Source organism: Arthrobacter sp. TJ-265 (assembly GCF_058269135.1).
On sequence record NZ_JBZCND010000005.1, the window covers coordinates 74,077 to 93,367 of the forward strand.

At 71.5% G+C, this 19,291-nt stretch carries 21 protein-coding genes; 17 read left to right on the forward strand and 4 right to left on the reverse strand.

The window, feature by feature from the left end:
- The first annotated feature begins 11 nt into the window (after positions 1-11).
- A complete protein-coding gene (locus AC4D2E_RS15560; RefSeq protein WP_490953190.1) occupies positions 12-365 on the forward strand; it encodes a hypothetical protein in 354 nt (117 codons plus the stop codon).
- Here AC4D2E_RS15560 and AC4D2E_RS15565 read toward each other — a convergent pair.
- Both AC4D2E_RS15565 and moaA read right to left on the reverse strand, forming a co-directional pair.
- Positions 362-613, reverse strand: coding sequence for a MoaD/ThiS family protein (locus tag AC4D2E_RS15565; protein WP_104169011.1), 252 nt, complete (start codon positions 611-613; stop codon positions 362-364). The genes AC4D2E_RS15560 and AC4D2E_RS15565 overlap by 4 nt on opposite strands.
- A gap of 1 nt (position 614) precedes the next feature.
- The gene (gene moaA, locus AC4D2E_RS15570; RefSeq protein ID WP_104168993.1) at positions 615-1,685 is read right to left on the reverse strand and encodes a GTP 3',8-cyclase MoaA; all 1,071 of its coding nucleotides are present in this window, start codon (positions 1,683-1,685) and stop codon (positions 615-617) included.
- Between the two features lie 190 nt (positions 1,686-1,875).
- Between moaA and AC4D2E_RS15575 the strand changes: the two genes are divergently transcribed.
- Genes AC4D2E_RS15575 through AC4D2E_RS15605 form a run of 7 tightly spaced genes read left to right on the forward strand, consistent with a single transcriptional unit; the run spans position 1,876 to position 7,464 of the window.
- Positions 1,876-3,429 carry a molybdopterin-dependent oxidoreductase gene (locus AC4D2E_RS15575; RefSeq protein ID WP_490953191.1) on the forward strand — a complete coding sequence of 518 codons (1,554 nt, stop codon included), beginning with the start codon at positions 1,876-1,878 and terminating at the stop codon, positions 3,427-3,429.
- Positions 3,430-3,475: 46 nt separating this feature from the next.
- Positions 3,476-4,795 (forward strand): molybdopterin molybdotransferase MoeA, encoded by a 1,320-nt coding sequence (locus tag AC4D2E_RS15580; protein WP_490953192.1) that lies wholly within the window; start codon positions 3,476-3,478, stop codon positions 4,793-4,795.
- Positions 4,792-5,277, forward strand: a complete 486-nt coding sequence (gene moaC / locus AC4D2E_RS15585) for a cyclic pyranopterin monophosphate synthase MoaC (RefSeq protein WP_490953193.1) — start codon at positions 4,792-4,794, stop codon at positions 5,275-5,277. Before AC4D2E_RS15580 ends, moaC begins: the two co-directional genes overlap by 4 nt.
- On the forward strand, positions 5,274-5,759 hold the full coding sequence (locus AC4D2E_RS15590; RefSeq protein ID WP_104168989.1) for a MogA/MoaB family molybdenum cofactor biosynthesis protein: 486 nt from the start codon (positions 5,274-5,276) through the stop codon (positions 5,757-5,759). The genes moaC and AC4D2E_RS15590 overlap by 4 nt, the downstream gene beginning before the upstream one ends.
- On the forward strand, positions 5,746-6,183 hold the full coding sequence (locus AC4D2E_RS15595; protein WP_490910603.1) for a molybdenum cofactor biosynthesis protein MoaE: 438 nt from the start codon (positions 5,746-5,748) through the stop codon (positions 6,181-6,183). Before AC4D2E_RS15590 ends, AC4D2E_RS15595 begins: the two co-directional genes overlap by 14 nt.
- A gap of 10 nt (positions 6,184-6,193) precedes the next feature.
- Positions 6,194-6,967: a 4-hydroxy-tetrahydrodipicolinate reductase gene (gene dapB, locus AC4D2E_RS15600; protein WP_104168987.1), complete on the forward strand. Its 774-nt coding sequence runs from the start codon at positions 6,194-6,196 to the stop codon at positions 6,965-6,967.
- Positions 6,964-7,464: a hypothetical protein gene (locus AC4D2E_RS15605; RefSeq protein ID WP_104168986.1), complete on the forward strand. Its 501-nt coding sequence runs from the start codon at positions 6,964-6,966 to the stop codon at positions 7,462-7,464. The genes dapB and AC4D2E_RS15605 overlap by 4 nt, the downstream gene beginning before the upstream one ends.
- Before the next feature lie 28 nt (positions 7,465-7,492).
- Here AC4D2E_RS15605 and AC4D2E_RS15610 read toward each other — a convergent pair whose 3' ends face one another.
- A complete protein-coding gene (locus tag AC4D2E_RS15610) occupies positions 7,493-8,674 on the reverse strand; it encodes a heparan-alpha-glucosaminide N-acetyltransferase domain-containing protein (protein ID WP_490953194.1) in 1,182 nt (393 codons plus the stop codon).
- 102 nt (positions 8,675-8,776) lie between these two features.
- On the opposite strand from AC4D2E_RS15610, the gene dapA reads away from it, so the two are divergent.
- The 6 genes from dapA to AC4D2E_RS15640 all read left to right on the forward strand — a co-directional run bounded on the left by dapA (position 8,777) and on the right by AC4D2E_RS15640 (position 16,045).
- Positions 8,777-9,715 carry a 4-hydroxy-tetrahydrodipicolinate synthase gene (dapA, locus tag AC4D2E_RS15615; RefSeq protein WP_104168984.1) on the forward strand — a complete coding sequence of 313 codons (939 nt, stop codon included), beginning with the start codon at positions 8,777-8,779 and terminating at the stop codon, positions 9,713-9,715.
- Positions 9,712-11,412, forward strand: a complete 1,701-nt coding sequence (locus AC4D2E_RS15620) for a ribonuclease J (protein ID WP_490953195.1) — start codon at positions 9,712-9,714, stop codon at positions 11,410-11,412. Before dapA ends, AC4D2E_RS15620 begins: the two co-directional genes overlap by 4 nt.
- A gap of 77 nt (positions 11,413-11,489) precedes the next feature.
- Positions 11,490-14,390 carry an FtsK/SpoIIIE family DNA translocase gene (locus AC4D2E_RS15625; protein ID WP_490953196.1) on the forward strand — a complete coding sequence of 967 codons (2,901 nt, stop codon included), beginning with the start codon at positions 11,490-11,492 and terminating at the stop codon, positions 14,388-14,390.
- 9 nt (positions 14,391-14,399) lie between these two features.
- Entirely contained in the window at positions 14,400-14,987 is a 588-nt protein-coding gene (gene pgsA / locus AC4D2E_RS15630) for a CDP-diacylglycerol--glycerol-3-phosphate 3-phosphatidyltransferase (protein ID WP_043447543.1), read from the forward strand.
- A complete protein-coding gene (locus AC4D2E_RS15635) occupies positions 14,984-15,481 on the forward strand; it encodes a CinA family protein (protein WP_490953197.1) in 498 nt (165 codons plus the stop codon). Before pgsA ends, AC4D2E_RS15635 begins: the two co-directional genes overlap by 4 nt.
- Before the next feature lie 123 nt (positions 15,482-15,604).
- A complete protein-coding gene (locus tag AC4D2E_RS15640) occupies positions 15,605-16,045 on the forward strand; it encodes a helix-turn-helix domain-containing protein (RefSeq protein ID WP_043447546.1) in 441 nt (146 codons plus the stop codon).
- A 64-nt stretch (positions 16,046-16,109) separates the two neighbouring features.
- On the opposite strand, the gene AC4D2E_RS15645 is transcribed toward AC4D2E_RS15640, so the two are convergent.
- Complete coding sequence (locus AC4D2E_RS15645; RefSeq protein WP_052274503.1) at positions 16,110-16,619, reverse strand: MarR family winged helix-turn-helix transcriptional regulator; 510 nt, start codon at positions 16,617-16,619, stop codon at positions 16,110-16,112.
- Between the two features lie 198 nt (positions 16,620-16,817).
- On the opposite strand from AC4D2E_RS15645, the gene AC4D2E_RS15650 reads away from it, so the two are divergent.
- The 3 genes from AC4D2E_RS15650 (at position 16,818) to AC4D2E_RS15660 (ending at position 19,237) form a co-directional block, all read left to right on the forward strand.
- A complete protein-coding gene (locus AC4D2E_RS15650) occupies positions 16,818-17,036 on the forward strand; it encodes a DUF3046 domain-containing protein (protein ID WP_104168980.1) in 219 nt (72 codons plus the stop codon).
- Positions 17,037-17,252: 216 nt separating this feature from the next.
- Positions 17,253-18,296: a recombinase RecA gene (gene recA, locus AC4D2E_RS15655; RefSeq protein WP_104168979.1), complete on the forward strand. Its 1,044-nt coding sequence runs from the start codon at positions 17,253-17,255 to the stop codon at positions 18,294-18,296.
- Positions 18,297-18,301: 5 nt separating this feature from the next.
- Positions 18,302-19,237: a regulatory protein RecX gene (locus tag AC4D2E_RS15660; protein WP_490953198.1), complete on the forward strand. Its 936-nt coding sequence runs from the start codon at positions 18,302-18,304 to the stop codon at positions 19,235-19,237.
- Positions 19,238-19,291 lie beyond the last annotated feature (54 nt).

The window sequence follows — 19,291 nt, forward strand, 5'->3', positions numbered from 1 at the left end:
CGGCCCCCGCTATGAGGACCTACCCGCGGTACGAGACCGTCAGCTTCCTGCGAGCCGCGGGTGCCGGCTACCTCGAAGGTCTGGTGCTGATGCGCTACGCGCGGAAGGCGGTCGAGGACCGCGGTCTCCCTTGTCACGAGCGGGTCGTCCACGTCGAGGTCTGGGGCGAGGAGACCTGCGGCATGAGCCACCACCAGGGGCATCCGGTGGACCTGACCGTCGGTCACAAGGCCATCTACTGGTACCGCGTCACCATCGACCGGCAGCACGAGGATCGACGCCTGCTGCCGGAGGCGGCAGTCCCGGCAGGCGCCGCGGCCGACGGCGTCGACCGGGTGCAGGTCGAGGGCTCCGCTGCCTCCTAGCCGCCGGCGAAGGGCGGCAGGACGTCCAGCACGTCGTCGTCCGCGAGGACGGTCGAGGTGTCCCGCAGCGCGACCTCGTTCAGCAGGAAGCTGCTGCGCCCGAGGACCGTCACCAGGGACGGGGCGCCCGGGGAGGCCGGGCGTGCGCGCAACTCGTCGAGCACGGCTGCCAGCGTGCGTCCGCCGGGCAGCCGTTCCTCACCGACACCGGTGGCGGCCTTCGCCGCCCCGAAATACCTCACCAGCACCTCAGCCACCGATGGCGCTCATCGACCGGTCGGGCTGGACGAAGTCCTCGGCACCGAGCCCCGTGTGGCTCATGCCGTGCGCCCGCGGCTTGAGCCACATGGCGTCGCGCCAGCGCTGGGCCACGGCCTCGTCGTCAGCGTCCGAGCGCAGGAGGCCGCGCAGGTCCGTCTCCTCGCGGGAGAAGAGGCAACTCATGATCTTGCCCTCGGCCGTCACGCGCGTCCGTCGGCAATCGGCGCAGAACGGTTCGGTGACCGACGCGATGATGCCGACGGTCCCGAGGACGACGTCGGGGGCGGTCCTCGCCCGGACCTCCCACCGCTCGGCGGGCGCGCCGTCGCGTCTCCGGGGGTCCGGGGTGAGGACGAAGCGGGTCTCGACCAGCGCGCGCATCTCCGCGGCGGTCACCATGCCCTCCTTCGTCCAGCCGTGGTCGGCGTCGAGGGGCATCTGCTCGATGAAGCGCAGTTCGAACCCGCGGGACACCGCCCACTCCACGAGATCGGGCGCCTCGTGGTCGTTGATGCCGCGCATCAGCACGGCGTTGATCTTCACGAGGCCGAGTCCGGCGTCGGCGGCCGCTTCGATGCCCCGGAGCACGCGGTCCAGGAAGGGCCGGCGGGTCAGCTGGGCGAAGGTCTCCGGGTGCAGGGAGTCCATGGACACGTTGATCCGCGTGAGCCCGGCGTCCTTCAGCTGCACGGCACGGCGCTCCAGGCCCAGGGCGTTGGTCGTCATCGAGATCGGCAGGTCGGCGTGATGCGCGCGGATGTCCCGGATGATGTCGAGCAGGTCGGCCCGGACCAGCGGTTCCCCGCCCGTCAGTCGCAGCTCACGGATGCCGAGCAGGTCCACGCCGATGCGCACCAGCCGGACGATTTCCTGGCGGGACAGCACCTGGTCCTTCTGCAGCCAGTTCAGTCCCTCGGCGGGCATGCAGTAGGTACACCGCAGGTTGCACTTGTCCGTCAGCGACAGGCGCATGTCCGTCGCCTGCCTCCCGTGGGTGTCCAGGAGGCCTTCGATCGTGCCCCCGCGGGCGACGCGGGGCATTCCTAGTTGGATTCCCATGCACTCGAGGTTACGCCCTCCATCGGCCCGGACCCTACCCGGGGGCGCCCGGACGGGCGAGGCTTCCACCCGGCGTCACGACCCTGTAGAACGCGGGGAACCTCCCTCCCCCCGTGGTCGTGTAAGGAACGGACCCGACCGGCCGGACGGCGGAGCGGTCGGGACATGACGGAAAGGCAGGAATTGCCCCGTGAGCATACGACGCCCGGCGTGGGCCGCCGTCTCGGGCGCGCTGGCGGTGGGGCTGGGGGTGATCGCCGGTGAGCTGGCGGCAGCCGCACTGAGCCCCTCCGTCACCCCGGTCAGCGCCGTGGGGTCCGCCGTCATCGACGTCGTCCCCCCGGCCGTCAAGGACTGGGCGATCGCCTGGTTCGGCACGGCGGACAAGGCCGTCCTCCTGGCGACGATCGCCGCGGTCATCGTCGGGATCGCCCTCGCCGCCGGCACGCTCGAGTACCGGCGGGCCTTCGCGGGCCGGGCCGTCGTCGTCTGCTTCGGGATAGCGGGCGCGCTCGCCGTGGCCTCACGGCCGCAGTCCTCCACCGTCTCCCTCGTGGCTCCCGCGGTGGCGGCACTCGTCGCGATCCTCGTCCTGGCCGCGCTCATCCGGGCGTTGGGCACGTGGTCCAGGGCGGCCGACGACGGCGGGGAGGTCTCGCTCCCGGCGCGCCGCCGGTTCCTCCAGGGGGCCGGCGGCACCGCCGTCGTCGCCGCCGCCACCGGCGCGGCAGCCACCGGGGTGCGCTCCTCCCAGACCGCCGTGACGCAGCAGCGCTCGTCCATCACGCTGCCCGCGCCCACCGGGGCGGCGCCGCCGCCGGAGGGCTCCTTCGTCCCCGAGGGTGCGGACCTCGGCATCGAGGGCATCAGCGAGCTCGTGACGCCGACCGCTGACTTCTACCGGATCGACACCGCACTCGTGGTGCCCGTCGTCGACGCCGCCGGATGGTCCCTGAAGGTCACGGGACTCGTGGACCGCGAGCTCGAGATCACGTTCGACGAACTGCTCGCCCTGCCCCTGATCGAACGCCACGTGACCCTGGCCTGCGTGTCCAACACCGTCGGCGGGGACCTGACGGGCAACGCCCGCTGGCTCGGCTGGCCCGTGCGCGCGCTCCTCGCCCGAGCCGGCGTGCGGCCCGAGGCCGACATGGTGCTGTCGCGGAGCGTGGACGGCTTCACGGCCGGCACGCCCCTCGAAGCGCTGACCGACGCCCGGGACTCGCTGCTCGCCGTCGGCATGAACGGGGAGCCGCTGCCCGTGGAACACGGCTTCCCGGTCCGGCTCGTGGTCCCGGGTCTGTACGGCTTCGTGTCCGCCACGAAGTGGGTGACCGAGCTCAAGGTGACCCGCTTCGCCGACGACACCGCGTACTGGTCCACCCGAGGCTGGTCCGAGCGCGGCCCCGTCAAGACGTCCTCCCGGATCGACGTCCCGCGCCCGAACGCGAGCGTCCCCGCCGGGGACGTCGTCGTCGGCGGGGTGGCCTGGGCGCAGCACAGGGGAGTCGGGGCCGTCGAGGTGAGGGTCGACGGCGGGCCCTGGCAGCGTGCCACGCTCGCGACGCCGATCTCCGACGACACGTGGTGCCAGTACGGCGCCACCCTGCGGCTGCAGGCCGGATCGCACACCCTCCAGGCGCGCGCGGTGGACCGGGAGGGCGCGGCGCAGTCCGTGGACACGGTGCCCCCGGCCCCCGACGGCGCCGAAGGGCTGCACACGGTAACGTTCTCCGTGACCTAGGCCACGCCCGCCGGGCGGTCCCGGCACCAGCGCGCGGAAGGCAGCCATGAGACGAACCGTCGCCGAACACCAGGCCGCCGTGGCCGGACTCCTGCACGCAGGCAGCGGGTACTCCCGAGCGGCCGCGGAGGTGCTCGCGCTCCGCGACGCCCTCGGCCGGGCACTGGTGGAGGACGTGCCCGCGCCGGTGAGCCTCCCGCCGTTCGACAACTCGCAGATGGACGGGTACGCCGTCCACGCCGCCGACCTCGCGGGCACGGCCACGCTGACGGTGGCGGAGCCCATCCCGGCGGGCATCGCGCCGCCGCCGCTCGAGCCGGGAACGGCGGCCCCGATCATGACCGGCGCCATGCTGCCGGCGGGCGCCGCCGCCGTCGTGCCCATCGAACGGGCAGAGCCCGCCCGGTTCCACTCGGCCGCGGAGCGGGCGGACGGGACCGCGGCCGTGCGACTCCCCGGCGGCATCGACGCCGGACTGTTCGTGCGGCGGGCCGGCAGCGACATCGCGGAGGGCGGGCTCGCACTGCCGGCGGGCACGCTGCTCGGCGCCGCCCAGCTCGGGCTCCTCGCCGCCTGCGGGGTCGGCGAGGTCCGCGTGGCCCCGCGCTTCCGCGTGCTGCTCCTGTCCACCGGCGACGAGGTGGCCGAGCCCGGCTCGGACCTCGCCCCGGGACGGATCTACGACGCCAACACGACCCTCCTCGAGGCGGCGCTGCGGGAGGCGGGCGCCGAGGTCACCCGCCACCGCCTGCTCGGGGACGATCCGGCCGTGCTCCGCGAGGCCCTCGCGGGTATCACGGCGGACAGCACCGACCTCGTCCTCAGCAGCGGAGGCATCAGCCAGGGCGCCTACGAGGTGGTGAAGCAGGCGCTAGCGGACAGCAGCGTCGAGTTCTCCTCGGTGGCCCTGCAGCCGGGCGGACCCCAGGCGCACGGGACCCTCTCCGGCGTCCCGTTCCTCGGCTTCCCCGGCAATCCCGTGAGCGCGATCGTCTCCTTCGAGATGTTCCTGCGGCCGGCCCTCCACCGGCTGACCGGGGTCCCGGCGCCCCGCCCCGTGCTGGGGGCGGTCCTCGCCGAGGGCGTCGACAGTCCTCCCGCCAAGCACCAGGTACGCCGTGGCGTGTACCGGGACGGGAGGGTGACGCTCGTGGGCGGCCCCGAGTCCCATCTGCTGCACGCCCTGGCCGCCGCCAACTGCCTCGTCCACCTGCCCGAGGGCGTCGCCTCGCTCGCCCGGGGGGACCGCGTCGACGTCACCCTCATCGGTCCCATACCGGCGGCCCCCCTGGCAACCGGGGACCCGGTGGCGGAGGATCGGGCCGGATCTGGTGGAATGGACTCCGCAGAAAGGACCCCATCATGAGCACTCCACCCCCCACCGAGGGGCTCTCCCACGTCCGCTCCGACGGCACCGCCCACATGGTCGACGTCTCCGGCAAGCAGGCGACCGTCCGCCAGGCGGTCGCCGAGGCGACCCTCGAGACGACGCCCGACGTCGTCGCGCTCATCACCGACGGCGGCCTGCCGAAGGGCGACGCCCTCGCCGTCGCCCGCGTCGCCGGCATCATGGCGACCAAGCAGACCTCCACGCTGATCCCCCTGTGCCACCCGCTGCCGCTGTCGAAGGTGACCGTCGACTTCGAGCCCGACGGCGGCCGCGTGCGGGTCGTGGTCCTCGCGAAGACCACCTCGCTCACCGGCGTGGAGATGGAGGCCCTGACGGGCGCGTCCGTCGCCGCCCTGACCCTCTACGACATGATCAAGGCCGTGGACAAGCACGCGGTGATCACCGGCATGCGCGTGCTCTCGAAGTCCGGCGGCAAGAGCGGTAACTGGGCCGTATGACACCCCTGCGCACCGCCGCCGTCGTCATCGCCTCCACCCGCGCCGCCGCCGGCACCTACGAGGACGAGTGCGGCCCTGCCATCGCCCACTGGCTCTACGACCACGGCTACGCCGTCGCCGACGCCGTCGTGGTTCCCGACGGTGACGCCGTCGGCGCCGCGATCGGTGCCGCCCTCGAGGCCCGCCCGTCGGTGCTCATCACGAGCGGGGGGACGGGGCTCAGTCCCGACGACGTCACGCCCGAACAGACCGCGCCGTACCTGACGCGCAGCCTGCCCGGCATCATGGAGGCCATCCGCCGCGCCGGCGCGGACGCCGTCCCCACGGCGGTCCTCAGCCGCGGGCTGGCGGGCACCGCGGGCTCCACCTTCGTCATCAACCTTCCCGGATCGCCCGGGGGAGTCCGCGACGGCCTCGCCGTCCTCTCCCCGCTCATCGACCACATCTGCTCCCAGCAGGAGGGCCACAATGACCACCGGTGAAGTCGTGCACGCCGCCGTCGCCGACACCCCCATCACTCCCGAGGAGGCGCACGCCGGCGTCGACTCCCCGTACTGCGGGGCCGTGGTCGGTTTCAGCGGCGTGGTGAGGGACCACGACGGCGGCCGCGAGGTGAGCTCGCTGAGCTACTCGGCGCACCCGAGCGCCGACCGCGTCATCCGGGAGGTCGCCGAGGAGATCGCCGCACGGCACGACGGCATCCGGATCTGGGTGGCGCACCGCGTGGGACCCCTCGCGATCGGGGACCAGGCGCTCGTCGCCGCGGTCGGGGCCGCGCACCGCGGCGAGGCGTTCCGGGCCTGCTCGGATCTCGTGGACCTCGTGAAGGAGCGTGTCCCCATCTGGAAGGAACAGTTCTTCGCGGACGGCAGCGTGGAATGGGTCGGGGCAGGCGCGGAACAGTAGGCTTGAGGGCATGACTGAACTACTGCCGGTGGCCGTACTGGGTGCCAGGGGACGCATGGGGTCCGAGGCAGTCCGCGCGGTCGAGGCGGCGGACGACCTCGAGCTCGTCGCCGCCCTCGGCAGCAGCGACCCGCTCGACTCGCTCGTCTCCGCCGGTGCCCGCGTCGTCGTCGACCTCACCGTCCCCGACGCGACCGCCAGGAATGTCGGCTTCGCCGTCGAACACGGCATGCACGCCGTCGTCGGGACCACGGGCTGGACCGCGGACCGCCTGGACGGCCTGAAGGCCCTCCTGGCCGCCACCCCGTCCACGGGCGTCCTGATCGCACCGAACTTCGCGCTCGGGTCCGTGCTCGCCACGGCGTTCGCCGCCGCCGCGGCCCGCTACTTCGACTCCGTCGAGATCGTGGAGCTCCACCATCCGGACAAGGTCGACGCCCCCTCCGGCACGGCCGTGCGCACCGCCCAGCTCGTGGCCGCGGCGCGGGCCGGCGCGGGCGTGCCCGCCGCCCCGGACGCCACGCGGGACCAGCTCGACGGCGCGCGCGGCGCGAGCGTGGACGGCGTCCCCGTGCACTCCGTGCGGCTCCGCGGACTGACGGCCCACCAGGAGGTCCTGTTCGGGAGCGCGGGAGAGCAGCTGACCATCCGCCATGACTCCTTCGACCGCGCCTCGTTCATGCCCGGCGTCCTCCTCGGGATCCGCTCGGTGGCCCGGTACCCCGGGTTGACCGTGGGACTGGACGGCTATCTGGACCTGCAGACCGGGGGGGCGGGGTCATGACCCCGCCCCCGAACCCGGTGCTCGGGTTCTACCGGCAGCACAAGGTCAAGGTCGGCGTGCTGCTCGTCACGGCGCTCCTCGTGTTCTGGCTCGTGGTCGCCTTCCAGCGCAGCTTCCTGCTCCTCGGCGACCCCGAGCCCGTGGCGAAAGCCCTGGGCGTCGGGTACCTCCTGCTGCCGTGCATCGGCGCGTGGGCCCTGATCCGGGAACTGCTCTTCGGCGCCCGGACGGAGCAGATGGCGCGCCGGCTCGACGCCGAGGGTGGCCTGCCCGTCGACGACCTCCCGAGGACACCCGCCGGGCGGATCGTGCGGTCCGCAGCCGACGCCGCCTTCCCCGCCTTCCAGGCCGAGGTGGAAGCGGATCCCGGGAACTGGCGGAGCTGGTTCAGGCTCTCCTGCGCCTATGACGCCGCGGGCGACCGCAAGCGCGCCCGCCGCGCGATGCGCGACGCCGCCAAGCTGTACCGGCAGCACGGGGCCGGCGCCGCGCTCTAGCAGGGGACCGGCGCACGCGCCGAGGGCGTCAGTGCCGGGCGTCGGCACGTCCGTCCCGCGCCGCGTTCGCCGCACCGGAGGCGAGCAGTTCCAGGGGTCCGCGGGAGCGCAGGCGCTGGAACAGGATGCCGATCGCGACCGCGGCGGCGACCTGCAGCCAGAACAGCAGCAGGGGTTCCGGCAGCGGGGTCAGCTTGTCCGCCCAGCTCATGACGCAGATGTGGAGGGCGTACAGGGTCAGGGTCATCGCCCCCGGCGCCGAGAGCGGCAGGAGCGCCTGCGGGAACCGGCGCGTGAGCAGGAGGCAGGCCGCGACGACCGCGGCAGCGGATCCCGCCACGTGCACGAGGTCGAGCGTGGTCCCCGAGTGGGGTGCGCTGACCGCGAGCCACCACCACGAGCCCGACTGGTCGATGCTCGCGAGCCCGACGTCGAGCATCGCCTCCAGCGGGTAGCGGCTGCCGTCCGGGGTCGCCAGGAGGGCGGCGAGACCGCCGCCGGGCCCGAGGAGCTGGGTGCTCAGCAGCCGGGCCCCGACCGCGGCGAGCACGCCCGCGCCGAGGAGTCCCAGCTGCACGCCGAACCGCGACAGGTCCAGTCGTCCGATCACGAGGCCCACGAGGATGAAGCCGAGCCATTGCAGCACCGGGTAGTAGCCGGTCAGGAAGAGGTCCGCGGCGAGCGTCGCCGGTGCGAGGAAGTGCTCGAAGACGGGGTTGCCCCCGACGGAGGGCGGGTCCACGGCCGCGGTGACCAGGGGTCGCAGCAGGTAGGCGGCCACGGGGGCGAGCAGCAGCCAGCCGGCCGTCCACGCCGCCAGCGCCCTCAGCCGCAGCCCCACGAACGGCAGGGCGAGGAGGAACAGCAGCCCGTAGTGGACGAGGATGATGGCGATGTTCGTCTCGACGCCGCCGAGGACGAGCCCGATCAGGGCGATCACGAGGGCGCGGACCGCGATGCCCGTGCGGTCGGCGGAGAGCGCCCGGTCGCGGTGGGGGGAGCGCCCCCCCGTCAGGAGGGCCAGGCCGATGCCGGCGACGACGGCGAACAGGCCGGACGCACGGCCGGAGAACACCAGGGCCGTCCACGTGGCGTCCGTGGTGCCCGGGGCGTAGAGGGGCAGGATGTGCGTGCTCATCATGCCGAAGAGGGCCACGCCGCGCGCCGCGTCGATCCCGGTCAGGCGGCGGGGCGCGGACGTCGTGTGCATCCAGCCATGGTCCCACAGGCACCTCCCGCGTCCCCGGCGCGGCGGCCCGGGACTGCGTGCCCGGTCCCACCGGGTCCCGCCCGACCGGGTAACGTTTTACCCATGGCTGAAACCCCCTCCCGCATCCTCCCGTTCGGTTCGCTCGTGGCCGCGATGGTCACGCCGTTCACCGACGACGGCGGCGTCGACTTCGATGCCACCGCCGCCCTCGCCGCGAAGCTCGTCGACGACGGCTGTGACGGCCTCGTCGTCTCGGGCACGACGGGGGAGACCTCGACGCTCGAGGACTCCGAGAAGGAGGACCTCTACCGCGTCGTCGTCGAGACCGTGGGGGACCGCGCCCGGGTCATCGCCGGCACGGGCACCAACCACACCTCGCACTCGGTGGAGATGGCACGCCGTGCCGAGCGCGCCGGGGCCCACGCGCAGCTCGTCGTGACGCCCTACTACAACAAGCCCACCCAGTCCGGCGTGCTCGCCCACTTCACGGCGGTGTCCGAGGCGAGCGACCTGCCGATCATGATCTACGACATCCCGGGCCGGTCCGCCATCCCCATCACCACCGAGACGATGCTCCGGCTGGCGGAAAACCCGAAGATCGGCGCCCTGAAGGACGCGAAGGCGGACTTCGCCGCCGTGACGCGGGTGCTCGCCGCCACCGACCTGGACGTGTACGCGGGCGACGACGGCCTCACCCTGCCGTGGATGGCCGCGGGCGCCGTCGGGGTCGTCAGCGTCAGCGCGCAGGTCGCCACCGTCGCCTTCCGTGCGCTGGTCGACGCCGCGGCGGCGGGCGATCTCGACGAGGCCCGCCGCATCCACTTCGGCCTCGACCCCGTGGTGCGCGCCGTGATGACCCACATCCCGGGCGCGGTCTCCGCGAAGCAGATCCTGCGCCTGCAGGGGGTGCTCACGAACGCCGTCGTCCGCCTGCCCCTCGTCGAACCGGACGGTGCCGAGCTGGAGCCGGTCCTCGCCGACCTGGCCGAGGCCGGATGGGACATCGGGTCCCCGGGGACGCGCCGGGTCGCCCGGGCATGAGCGACGCGGCCGGCGTCGTCCCTGCCCAGCGAAGCCTGCCCCCGGCGCTGGAACCGGGCACGCTGAGGATCGTGCCGCTCGGCGGGCTGGGCGAGATCGGGCGCAACATGGCGGTGTTCGAGATCAGCGGCAAGCTGCTGATCGTCGACTGCGGCGTGCTCTTCCCCGAGGAGACCCAGCCCGGCGTGGACCTGATCCTCCCCGACTTCTCCTCCATCGAGGACCGGCTCGACGACGTCGTCGGCCTGGTGCTCACGCACGGCCACGAGGACCACATCGGGGCGGTGCCCTACCTCCTGCGCCTCAAGGCCGACATCCCCCTCGTCGGCTCGCAGCTGACCCTCGCTCTCGTCGAGGCGAAGCTGCAGGAACACCGGATCCGCCCCTACACCCTCACCGTGTCCGAGGGGCAGATCGAGCAGCTCGGGCCGTTCGAGTGCGAGTTCGTCGCCGTCAACCACTCGATCCCGGATGCCCTCGCGGTGTTCATCCGGACCGAGGCCGGCAACGTCCTGCACACGGGCGACTTCAAGATGGACCAGTTGCCGCTCGACGGGCGCATCACCGACCTGCGGGCCTTCGCGCGCCTCGGCGAGGAGGGCGTGGACCTCCTCATGGTCGACTCCACGAACGCCGACGTCCCGGGCTTCACGACGGCCGAACGGGAGATCGGTCCGGTCCTCGAGAACCTCTTCGGACAGGTCCGGAAGCGCATCATCGTCGCCTCCTTCTCCTCCCACGTGCACCGCGTCCAGCAGGTGCTCGACGCCGCCCACGCCCATGGCCGCTTCGTGTGCTTCGCGGGCCGCTCGATGGTGCGCAACATGGCGATCGCCGCGAGACTCGGGTACCTGAAGGTGCCGGACGGCATCCTCGTGGACATCAAGAACGTCGACGACCTCCCGGACGACCGCGTGGTTCTCATGTCCACCGGCTCCCAGGGCGAACCCATGGCGGCGCTGTCCCGCATGGCCAGCGGCGACCACCGCATCACCGTGGGCAAGGGCGACACCGTGATCCTGGCGTCCTCGCTCATCCCCGGCAACGAGAACGCCGTGTACCGCGTGATCAACGGGCTCCTGAAGCTCGGCGCCGACGTGATCCACAAGGGCAACGCCAAGGTGCACGTGTCCGGTCACGCCGCGGCCGGGGAGCTCCTCTACTGCTACAACATCCTGAGACCCAGGAACGTCATGCCGGTGCACGGCGAGATCCGGCACCTCATCGCCAACGGGAAGCTCGCGCAACAGACGGGCGTCCCCGCGTCGAACGTCCTGCTCACCGAGGACGGCTCGGTCGTCGACCTCGTGGACGGCAGGGCACGCGTGGTGGGAGCCGTCGAGTGCGGCTACGTCTACGTGGACGGCTCCAGCGTCGGGGAGATCACCGACGCCGACCTCAAGGACCGGCGGACCCTCGGCGAGGAGGGCTTCATCTCGATCATCACCGTGGTCAACCGCACCACCGGGACGATCGTGTCCGGCCCGGACATCCATGCCCGCGGGTTCGCCGAGGACGACGCCGTGTTCGACGAGATCAAGCCGAAGATCGCACGGGCCCTCGAAGAGGCCGTGACGAACACGCCGGACCACACCACCTACCAGTTGCAGCAGGTCGTCCGGCGCATCGTCGGAACCTGGGTCAACCGGGGGTACCGACGGCGCCCGATGATCATCCCGGTGGTCCTGGAAGCCTGAGCGCAGCGGTCCCCGAAGGCCTCGTCGGCGCGCGGGAATTCGACGGATGGGGGCAGTGGTCCGGTACCGTGAGGACCATGGCCACTCGAACGTCCCCTGCCCCGCGGGGCCAGCACCAGACCCGCAGCAAGGGAGCGTCCGCCGTCACGGCACCCTCCCGGACCAAGGGGCCCGCCAAGCCGCCGGCCAAGGGGGCAGGCCGCGCTCCGGCCAGGACCCGCCAGGTCCCGGTGACACCCGAGCCGCGGGACGAGGACCACCTCGCCCTGCCGCTGAGGGCCGTCCGGGCGGTGTGGATGGGTACCGCGCGCGTCGTCGGTTCCGGTGTCCGCACCTTCGGCCACGACGTCAACCCGGACCGTGAGCTCCGCCGGGACGGTTCCGGCTTCTTCCTCCTCCTGCTGGCCCTGGCCGTCGCCGCCGTCGAGTGGTGGGCCCTCCACGGCATCGCCGCCGACATCGTGCACGCGGCCGCCGGCGGCACCTTCGGCTGGATGGCCCTGCTCGTCCCCTTTATGCTCGGCATCGGCGCCATCCGTCTGTTCCGCTACCCGGAGCGGCACCGGGCCAACAACCGCATCGCCATCGGCCAGCTCGTCCTCCTCTTCGCCGGCTCCGGCATCGCCCACCTCGTCGGCGGCAGGCCCGGCCTCTCCGACGGGCTCGACGCCCTCTGGCGCGCGGGCGGCGTCGCCGGGTTCCTCGTCGCGGGCCCGCTCAGCAGCGTCCTCACGGCCTGGCCCGTGGGCATCCTGCTCGCGGCGGCGATCTTCCTCGGCCTGCTGATCGTCACGGCCACGCCCTTCCGCCACATCCCCGACCGCCTGCGCACCCTGTACGAGCACCTGATGGGCCAGGACCCGAACGGCGCCGAGGCGCGGCGCGACGACGGCCACGACCAGAGCTACCTCTACGAGACCCACGGCGCCACGGCGAAGCCCGAGCCGAAGCGCCGCAAGCGCCTGTTCGGCAAGGACAAGCCCGAGGCGTCCGGCAACGACCACGACCAGCACGACGACGGTGACGGCTACGTCGGCGACGAGGCGTTCGAGCGCGCCGTCATCGAGGACGAGGAGCGCCGCGCCCGCGAGGCCGAGGCCGCCGTCCCGCCCGGCGTCCGGCGACCCACACGGCAGGAACTGGCCGCCGAGGAACTCAAGCGGTCGCAGGGGATCGGCACGCCGGAGCCTGCGCCCGGGCGTGAGCCGGAGGGTGCGACCGAGGCCATCGACGTCGTCCCCGCCGCGAAGGCGCTGATCGTCCCGTCGACGCCGGTGCAGCCGCAGGTCCCGCCCACGCCCATCCCGCAGCGCACCGAGCAGCTGCAGCTCGCCGGCGACGTCGCGTACACCCTGCCGCCGTCGGACTACCTGCCCGCCGGTACCCCGCCCAAGGAGCGCTCGGAAGCCAACGACGCCGTCGTCGCCGCCCTGACCCACACCATGGACCAGTTCAACGTGGACGCGAAGGTGACCGGGTTCTCGCGCGGCCCGACCGTCACGCGCTACGAGATCGAACTGGCCCCGGGCACCAAGGTGGAGCGGGTGACCGCGCTCTCGAAGAACATCTCCTACGCCGTCGCCAGCTCGGACGTGCGCATCCTCTCGCCCATCCCCGGCAAGTCGGCCATCGGTATCGAGATCCCGAACACGGACCGCGAGACGGTCTCCCTCGGCGACGTGCTGCGCTCCGGCAACGCCCGCAAGACGGACCATCCCATGGTGATGGGTGTGGGCAAGGACGTCGAGGGCGGGTTCGTCGTCGCCAACCTCGCGAAGATGCCCCACCTGCTGGTGGCCGGTGCCACGGGTGCGGGCAAGTCCTCGTTCGTGAACTCCATGATCACCTCGATCCTCATGCGCTCCACGCCGGACGAGGTGCGCATGGTCATGGTGGACCCCAAGCGCGTGGAGCTCACCGCGTACGAGGGCGTACCCCACCTCATCACACCCATCATCACGAGCCCCAAGAAGGCCGCCGAGGCGCTGCAGTGGGTGGTGCGCGAGATGGACACCCGCTATGACGACCTGGCGAACTACGGCTACAAGCACATCGACGACTTCAACAAGGCCGTCCGGAACGGGAAGGTCGTCCCGCCCGAGGGCTCCAAGCGCGTCGTCCGCCCCTACCCGTACCTGCTGGTCATCGTGGACGAGCTCGCCGACCTGATGATGGTCGCCCCGCGCGACGTCGAGGACTCGATCGTCCGCATCACCCAGCTGGCGCGCGCCGCCGGTATCCACCTCGTCCTCGCCACGCAGCGGCCGTCGGTCGACGTCGTCACCGGCCTGATCAAGGCCAACGTGCCGTCCCGCATGGCCTTCGCGACATCCTCGGTCACCGATTCCCGCGTGGTGCTGGACCAGCCGGGCGCCGAGAAGCTCATCGGGCAGGGCGACGCGCTGTTCCTGCCCATGGGTGCGTCCAAGCCCATGCGCGTGCAGGGTGCCTGGGTCACCGAGTCGGAGATCCACCGCGTCGTGGAGCACGTGAAGGGGCAGCTGCAGGCCGTCTATCGCGAGGACGTCGCGGTCGACGCGCCGAAGAAGCAGATCGACGACGACATCGGGGACGACCTCGAGGTCCTGCTCCAGGCGACAGAACTCGTGGTCACGACCCAGTTCGGGTCCACCTCGATGCTGCAGCGCAAGCTCCGCGTCGGGTTCGCGAAGGCCGGACGCCTCATGGACCTGCTCGAATCGCGCGGGGTGGTCGGACCGTCCGAGGGGTCGAAGGCCCGTGACGTGCTGGTCAAGCCCGACGATCTCGCCCCCGTGCTCGCCGCCATGCGCGGTGACGAGCCGTCCGCGCCGGCGCCGTCCCAGCCGCAGCCCCAGGCGCCGATCGACCTCGTCGCGGACGATCTCGCCTCGCGGGCGCAGGCGGTCGACTACTACGACGGCGCCGACGCGTCGGGGGGCTCCGACGACGGCGACGACGGCGAGAACTCCGACGCCTGGAGCCTCACCGGCAGGTAGCCTGAGAGAGTGACTAGCTCCCCGAGCCCGGCCGTGCCGGTCCTGAACATCGCGAACGTCCTCACCGTCGTGCGCATCCTGATGGTGCCGTTCTTCGTCTGGTTCCTCCTGCTCGACGACGGCCGCGACGGGCTGTTCCGCTGGCTCGCCGTCCTCGTCTTCGCGGTCGCGATCTACACCGACAAGCTCGACGGCGACCTGGCCCGCAGCCGGGGCCTCATCACGGACTTCGGCAAGATCGCGGACCCGATCGCGGACAAGCTGCTCATCGGCTCCGCCCTCGTGATGCTGTCCGTCCTGGGCGAGCTCTGGTGGTGGGTCACGATCGTGATCCTGGTCCGCGAGATCGGGATCACGCTCCTGCGGTTCGCCGTGATCCGGTACGGGGTCATGCCGGCCTCGCGCGGGGGAAAGCTGAAGACGGTCGTCCAGACCGTCGCCATCCTGCTGTTCCTCATCCCGCTGCAGTCCATCGCCGGCGACTGGGCCTGGTGGCCCGCTGCCGCGGTCATGGCGGCCGCCGTCGTGATCACGGTGGTGACCGGCGTCGACTACGTGGTCCAGGCCATCCGGCTCCGGGCCGCAGCCCGCTCGTGACCGGCGCGGGACCGGCCGCCGACGTCGTCGACCTCGCCACGCGGCGGGGTCTCACGGTGGCCACGGCCGAATCCCTGACGGCCGGCCTGGTCGCCGCCACGCTGGCCGACGTCCCGGGCGCCTCCGCGGTCCTGCAGGGCGGAGTAATTGCCTACCAGATCTCTGTCAAGCAGAACCTGTTGAACGTCGACGCCGAACTTCTTTCGAGCGCCGGCGCCGTGGATCCGCGCGTCGCCGCGGCGATGGCCGACGGCGCCAGGGCGGCGTTCTGCTCGGACATCGGCGTCGCAACGACCGGCGTCGCGGGGCCCTCCCCGCACGAGGGGAAGCCGGTGGGGACCGTATTCACGGCGATTTCCACCTCCTCGGGCACGGAGACGTTCGAGCACCACTTCGTCGGGGACCGCGACACGATCAGGACCGCTTCCCGTGACGCGGTGCTCGTCGAGCTCCGCGAGGCGCTCCTCGGGGGAACAAACAATCGCCGGGGGTAGTTATAAACACTGCCGGCCATTGATAGGGTTGGCGACTCAAGCTCTAGCAGAACGGGCAGGTCATCATCACGGGGCGGACGTCCATCGGGCGCCGCCGCATTATGAGGGAGCAAGGCGATACAGATGGTAAAGCAGCCCGTATCCGTAAACGGCGTGGTCCGTTGGCGTGATGTGGGGTTGGCGGATGATGCACAACGCAGGCCCAAGGAGCGCAAGCTGGTGGTTCTCCGCCACGAGATCGGCGACGTCCTGCGCGACGTCCGCCAGCGCCAAGGCCGTACCCTGCGCGAGGTGTCGCACAGTGCGAGGGTTTCCCTCGGATACCTCAGCGAGGTCGAGCGTGGACAGAAGGAAGCATCGTCCGAACTCCTCTCATCAATCTGCAGTGCACTCGAGGTGCCGCTCTCCTCGATGCTGCGGGAAGTCAGTGACCGCCTGGCAGAAGCAGAAGGCGTATCCATCCCGGACACCATCCCCCAGGAGTTCTCCCGCGAATTCGGGGACGACCTCACGGACGAACTGAACGACGACTTCCGTCGGGGGCTCGCGGCCACGAACCGCTAGTCACCCCACGTCAAGGAAGGCCCGTCCCCGACACGACCGAGGGGGCGGGCCTTCCTGCTGTTTGCTACCAGTTGTCCCGGGTGTAGGTGTTGTTGAGCTGGGCGATGAGCGTGCCCAGGCGCGTGAGGTCCTCCACGTCCCAGTCCTCCATGAGCTGGTGGAAGGCCTGCTTGCGGGCCGTCTGCGCAGCCACGAGCTGCCGGGTGCCGGCGTCCGTCAGCGAGATCGACTGCGCCCGGCCGTCGAGCGGGTCGGCTTCCTTCCGGACCAGGCCCAGCTGCTCCAGCATCGCGATCTGCCGGCTGACGGAGGGCTTGCCCACTCCCACGCTTGCAGCAATGTCGGTGAGACGCATGGAGCCCTCACGCTGCAGGATCACCAGCAGCCCGTACGCCGCGGGTTCCATGTCGGGATGCACCCGACGCGCCACCTTGTAGGAGTTCGAACGGGCGCGCCGCCACAGCATGCTCAGCTGCTGTTCCAGGGCCTCGATGGCCGCATCGGTGTCGGCATCCTCCCCGGGGTAGCCGGTACGGCCCGCGCCGGGGTCGGTGATGCTCGGCTTCGCGTTCATGGGGCCATTCTAGGGCGCACCGGCGGAATCACCATGCCCCACAGCCTGTTTCCTCCGCCCGGCCGCGAATTCCGCTCGCGGGTCGTCCTCCCGGGTGATTCCACCGCGGCCCTCGGTGCCGGCCTCCGTGTCGAGGACCCAGAATGGTAGGAGAGGTGTGACGGATGATCGGCCCACGACGAGAGCGAAGGACAGTGCATGCGGTTGAGCGACTTCTGGCGATTGATGGACGACGAGTTCGGGGAGCGGTACTCGCGGACCCTCGCGCGGGACCTCGTCGTGGACCAGCTGGGTGACAGGACGGCGTCCGAGGCGCTGGGCGCAGGTGCCGATCCGAAGACGGTCTGGGAAGCGGTGTGCCGGGCGCAGGATGTACCGACGAGCCGCTGGCTCGGCCGCGACGTCAAACCGCGCTGACCCGATGCGTCGGCACGCCCACGGCCGGGCTGCACGGGACACACAGAGGAACCGCGAATATTCGAATACCTGTTCGGACGGGGATACAATGGGACACGGCCCGAGCGCTGTTACGCACATGGTGGCGGCCCCGCCCCAAAGTGTCGGTGCGGGCCCCTACAGTCGAATCGAACACGTACACACAGGCCAGTTGGCCATGAACAACCGAGGTGAAGAATGGCCGCTCCAGACCGCGAGAAAGCCCTAGAAGCTGCTCTCGCCCAGATCGACAAGCAGTACGGCAAGGGTTCGATCATGCGCCTCGGCGACGAGACCAGGGCGCCCATCGAGACCATCTCCACGAGCTCCATCGCGCTGGATGCGGCTCTCGGCATCGGCGGCCTGCCCCGCGGCAGGGTCGTGGAGATCTACGGTCCCGAGTCGTCGGGCAAGACCACCGTCGCCCTCCATGCGGTGGCCAGTGCCCAGCGCAACGGCGGGATCGCCGCCTTCATCGATGCCGAGCACGCCCTGGATCCCGAGTACGCGAAGAGGCTGGGCGTCGACACCGACGCACTCCTCGTCTCGCAGCCGGACACCGGTGAGCAGGCGCTGGAGATCATGGACATGCTCATCGGTTCCGGATCGATCGACATCGTCGTCATCGACTCCGTCGCCGCCCTCGTGCCCCGCGCCGAGATCGAGGGAGAGATGGGTGACAGCCACGTCGGCCTGCAGGCCCGGCTCATGAGCCAGGCCCTCAGGAAGATCACCGGCCGGCTCGCCCAGACCAAGACCACGGCCATCTTCATCAACCAGCTCCGCGAGAAGATCGGTGTGTTCTTCGGCAGCCCCGAGACCACCACGGGCGGCAAGGCGCTGAAGTTCTATGCGTCCGTCCGCATCGACGTCCGACGCATCGAGACCCTGAAGGAAGGCGTCAACCCGGTCGGCAACAGGACGCGCGCCAAGATCGTCAAGAACAAGATGGCCCCGCCCTTCAAGCAGGCCGAGTTCGACATCCTGTACGGCTACGGAATCTCCCGTGAGGGCGGACTCATCGATGTCGGTGTCGAGAACGGACTGGTCAAGAAGTCCGGCGCCTGGTTCACCTATGACGGCGACCAGCTGGGGCAGGGCAAGGAGAACGCCCGGAAGTTCCTGAAGGACAATCCGGGCCTGGCCGACGAGCTCGAGCAGAAGATCAGGGTCAAGCTGGGCATCGGGGTGCAGCCGGAGGAGCCGGACGTACCGAAGCTCAAGGCCGTCAGCAGCGAGTAGGCGCCGTGGCATCGGAGATCGGGCCGGAAGCGGCAGGATGGGGGATCTCCTACGGTCTGTTCGGTTCGGACAGTTCAGCCGACCCGGACGGGTCAGAGCCGCCTGCCCGGTCCCGATCCACGCGCCAGAAGCCGTCGCGGTCGGCGTCCTCCTCCTTCGGCAGGACGACGTCGGCGAAGGGGCGCGGAGCGCCACAGGCCCGGCGTCGAAGCGGCTCGCCAGGCCGGGCATCCTTCGACGATCCGTTTGCACCGGTCGTCGGTGCCTCGGCCGACGCCGCCGAGGCACCCGATGCTCCCACGACGGGGGACGGCACCGGTCGGCGGCGGGCACGCGACGGAGGAGGCCAATCCTCACCCCGAGGTGCGCGGCGCGGGCGGCGTGATGCCGCCGCAGGTCCGAGCGACGACGTCCCCGAGGGTGACGGGACGACGGGGGAGGACACCCCCGTCCGGAGCGACGAGGAGTGGACGTCGCTGGCCCGCTCCGTGCTGCTCCGCCAACTGGCCATGGGCGCCCGGAGCCGCCACCAGCTCGATCGCAAGCTCGCCGAGCGTGAGGTACCGCGGCCGATCGCCGCGGCACTCCTCGATCGGTTCGAGGAAGTGCAGCTGATCGATGACGCCGAGTTCGCCCGGATGTGGGTGCGCACCCGCACCGCCGCCAGGTCGCTCTCCCGGTCCTCGCTGCGGCGCGAGCTCGCGGACAAGGGCATCGACGCGTCGCTGGCGGAGGACGCCCTGCTGCAGCTCTCCGACGAGGAGGAGGACGAACAGGCCCGGGAGGTGGTGCGCCGGAAGCTCCGCCGCGGTGCCGATCTGTCCGATCGTGCCGTGCGGGACAAGGAGATGCGGCGCCTCGTCGGGGTGCTCGCCCGCAAGGGGTACAGCCCCGGGACCGCGTTCTCGATCGTGAAGGACGTTCTCGCCGAGGGGGAGTGACCGCGCCGGTCGACCCGGCGATTGTGGGCGCCCAGCGTGCCGGTCGTACGCTTG

Excerpts from the sequence above, each read along its gene's own strand:
- recA (WP_104168979.1), top strand. The coding sequence starts at position 17,253 with ATGGCCGCTCCAGACCGCGAGAAAGCCCTAGAAGCTGCTCTCGCCCAG.
- dapB (WP_104168987.1), top strand. The coding sequence starts at position 6,194 with ATGACTGAACTACTGCCGGTGGCCGTACTGGGTGCCAGGGGACGCATG.
- AC4D2E_RS15605 (WP_104168986.1), top strand. The coding sequence starts at position 6,964 with ATGACCCCGCCCCCGAACCCGGTGCTCGGGTTCTACCGGCAGCACAAG.
- AC4D2E_RS15590 (WP_104168989.1), top strand. The coding sequence starts at position 5,274 with ATGACACCCCTGCGCACCGCCGCCGTCGTCATCGCCTCCACCCGCGCC.
- AC4D2E_RS15610 (WP_490953194.1), bottom strand. The coding sequence starts at position 8,674 with ATGCACACGACGTCCGCGCCCCGCCGCCTGACCGGGATCGACGCGGCG.
- AC4D2E_RS15625 (WP_490953196.1), top strand. The coding sequence starts at position 11,490 with ATGGCCACTCGAACGTCCCCTGCCCCGCGGGGCCAGCACCAGACCCGC.
- dapA (WP_104168984.1), top strand. The coding sequence starts at position 8,777 with ATGGCTGAAACCCCCTCCCGCATCCTCCCGTTCGGTTCGCTCGTGGCC.
- AC4D2E_RS15580 (WP_490953192.1), top strand. The coding sequence starts at position 3,476 with ATGAGACGAACCGTCGCCGAACACCAGGCCGCCGTGGCCGGACTCCTG.
- AC4D2E_RS15645 (WP_052274503.1), bottom strand. The coding sequence starts at position 16,619 with ATGAACGCGAAGCCGAGCATCACCGACCCCGGCGCGGGCCGTACCGGC.
- AC4D2E_RS15620 (WP_490953195.1), top strand. The coding sequence starts at position 9,712 with ATGAGCGACGCGGCCGGCGTCGTCCCTGCCCAGCGAAGCCTGCCCCCG.
- AC4D2E_RS15595 (WP_490910603.1), top strand. The coding sequence starts at position 5,746 with ATGACCACCGGTGAAGTCGTGCACGCCGCCGTCGCCGACACCCCCATC.
- AC4D2E_RS15640 (WP_043447546.1), top strand. The coding sequence starts at position 15,605 with ATGGTAAAGCAGCCCGTATCCGTAAACGGCGTGGTCCGTTGGCGTGAT.
- AC4D2E_RS15560 (WP_490953190.1), top strand. The coding sequence starts at position 12 with ATGAGGACCTACCCGCGGTACGAGACCGTCAGCTTCCTGCGAGCCGCG.
- AC4D2E_RS15650 (WP_104168980.1), top strand. The coding sequence starts at position 16,818 with ATGCGGTTGAGCGACTTCTGGCGATTGATGGACGACGAGTTCGGGGAG.
- moaC (WP_490953193.1), top strand. The coding sequence starts at position 4,792 with ATGAGCACTCCACCCCCCACCGAGGGGCTCTCCCACGTCCGCTCCGAC.
- moaA (WP_104168993.1), bottom strand. The coding sequence starts at position 1,685 with ATGGGAATCCAACTAGGAATGCCCCGCGTCGCCCGCGGGGGCACGATC.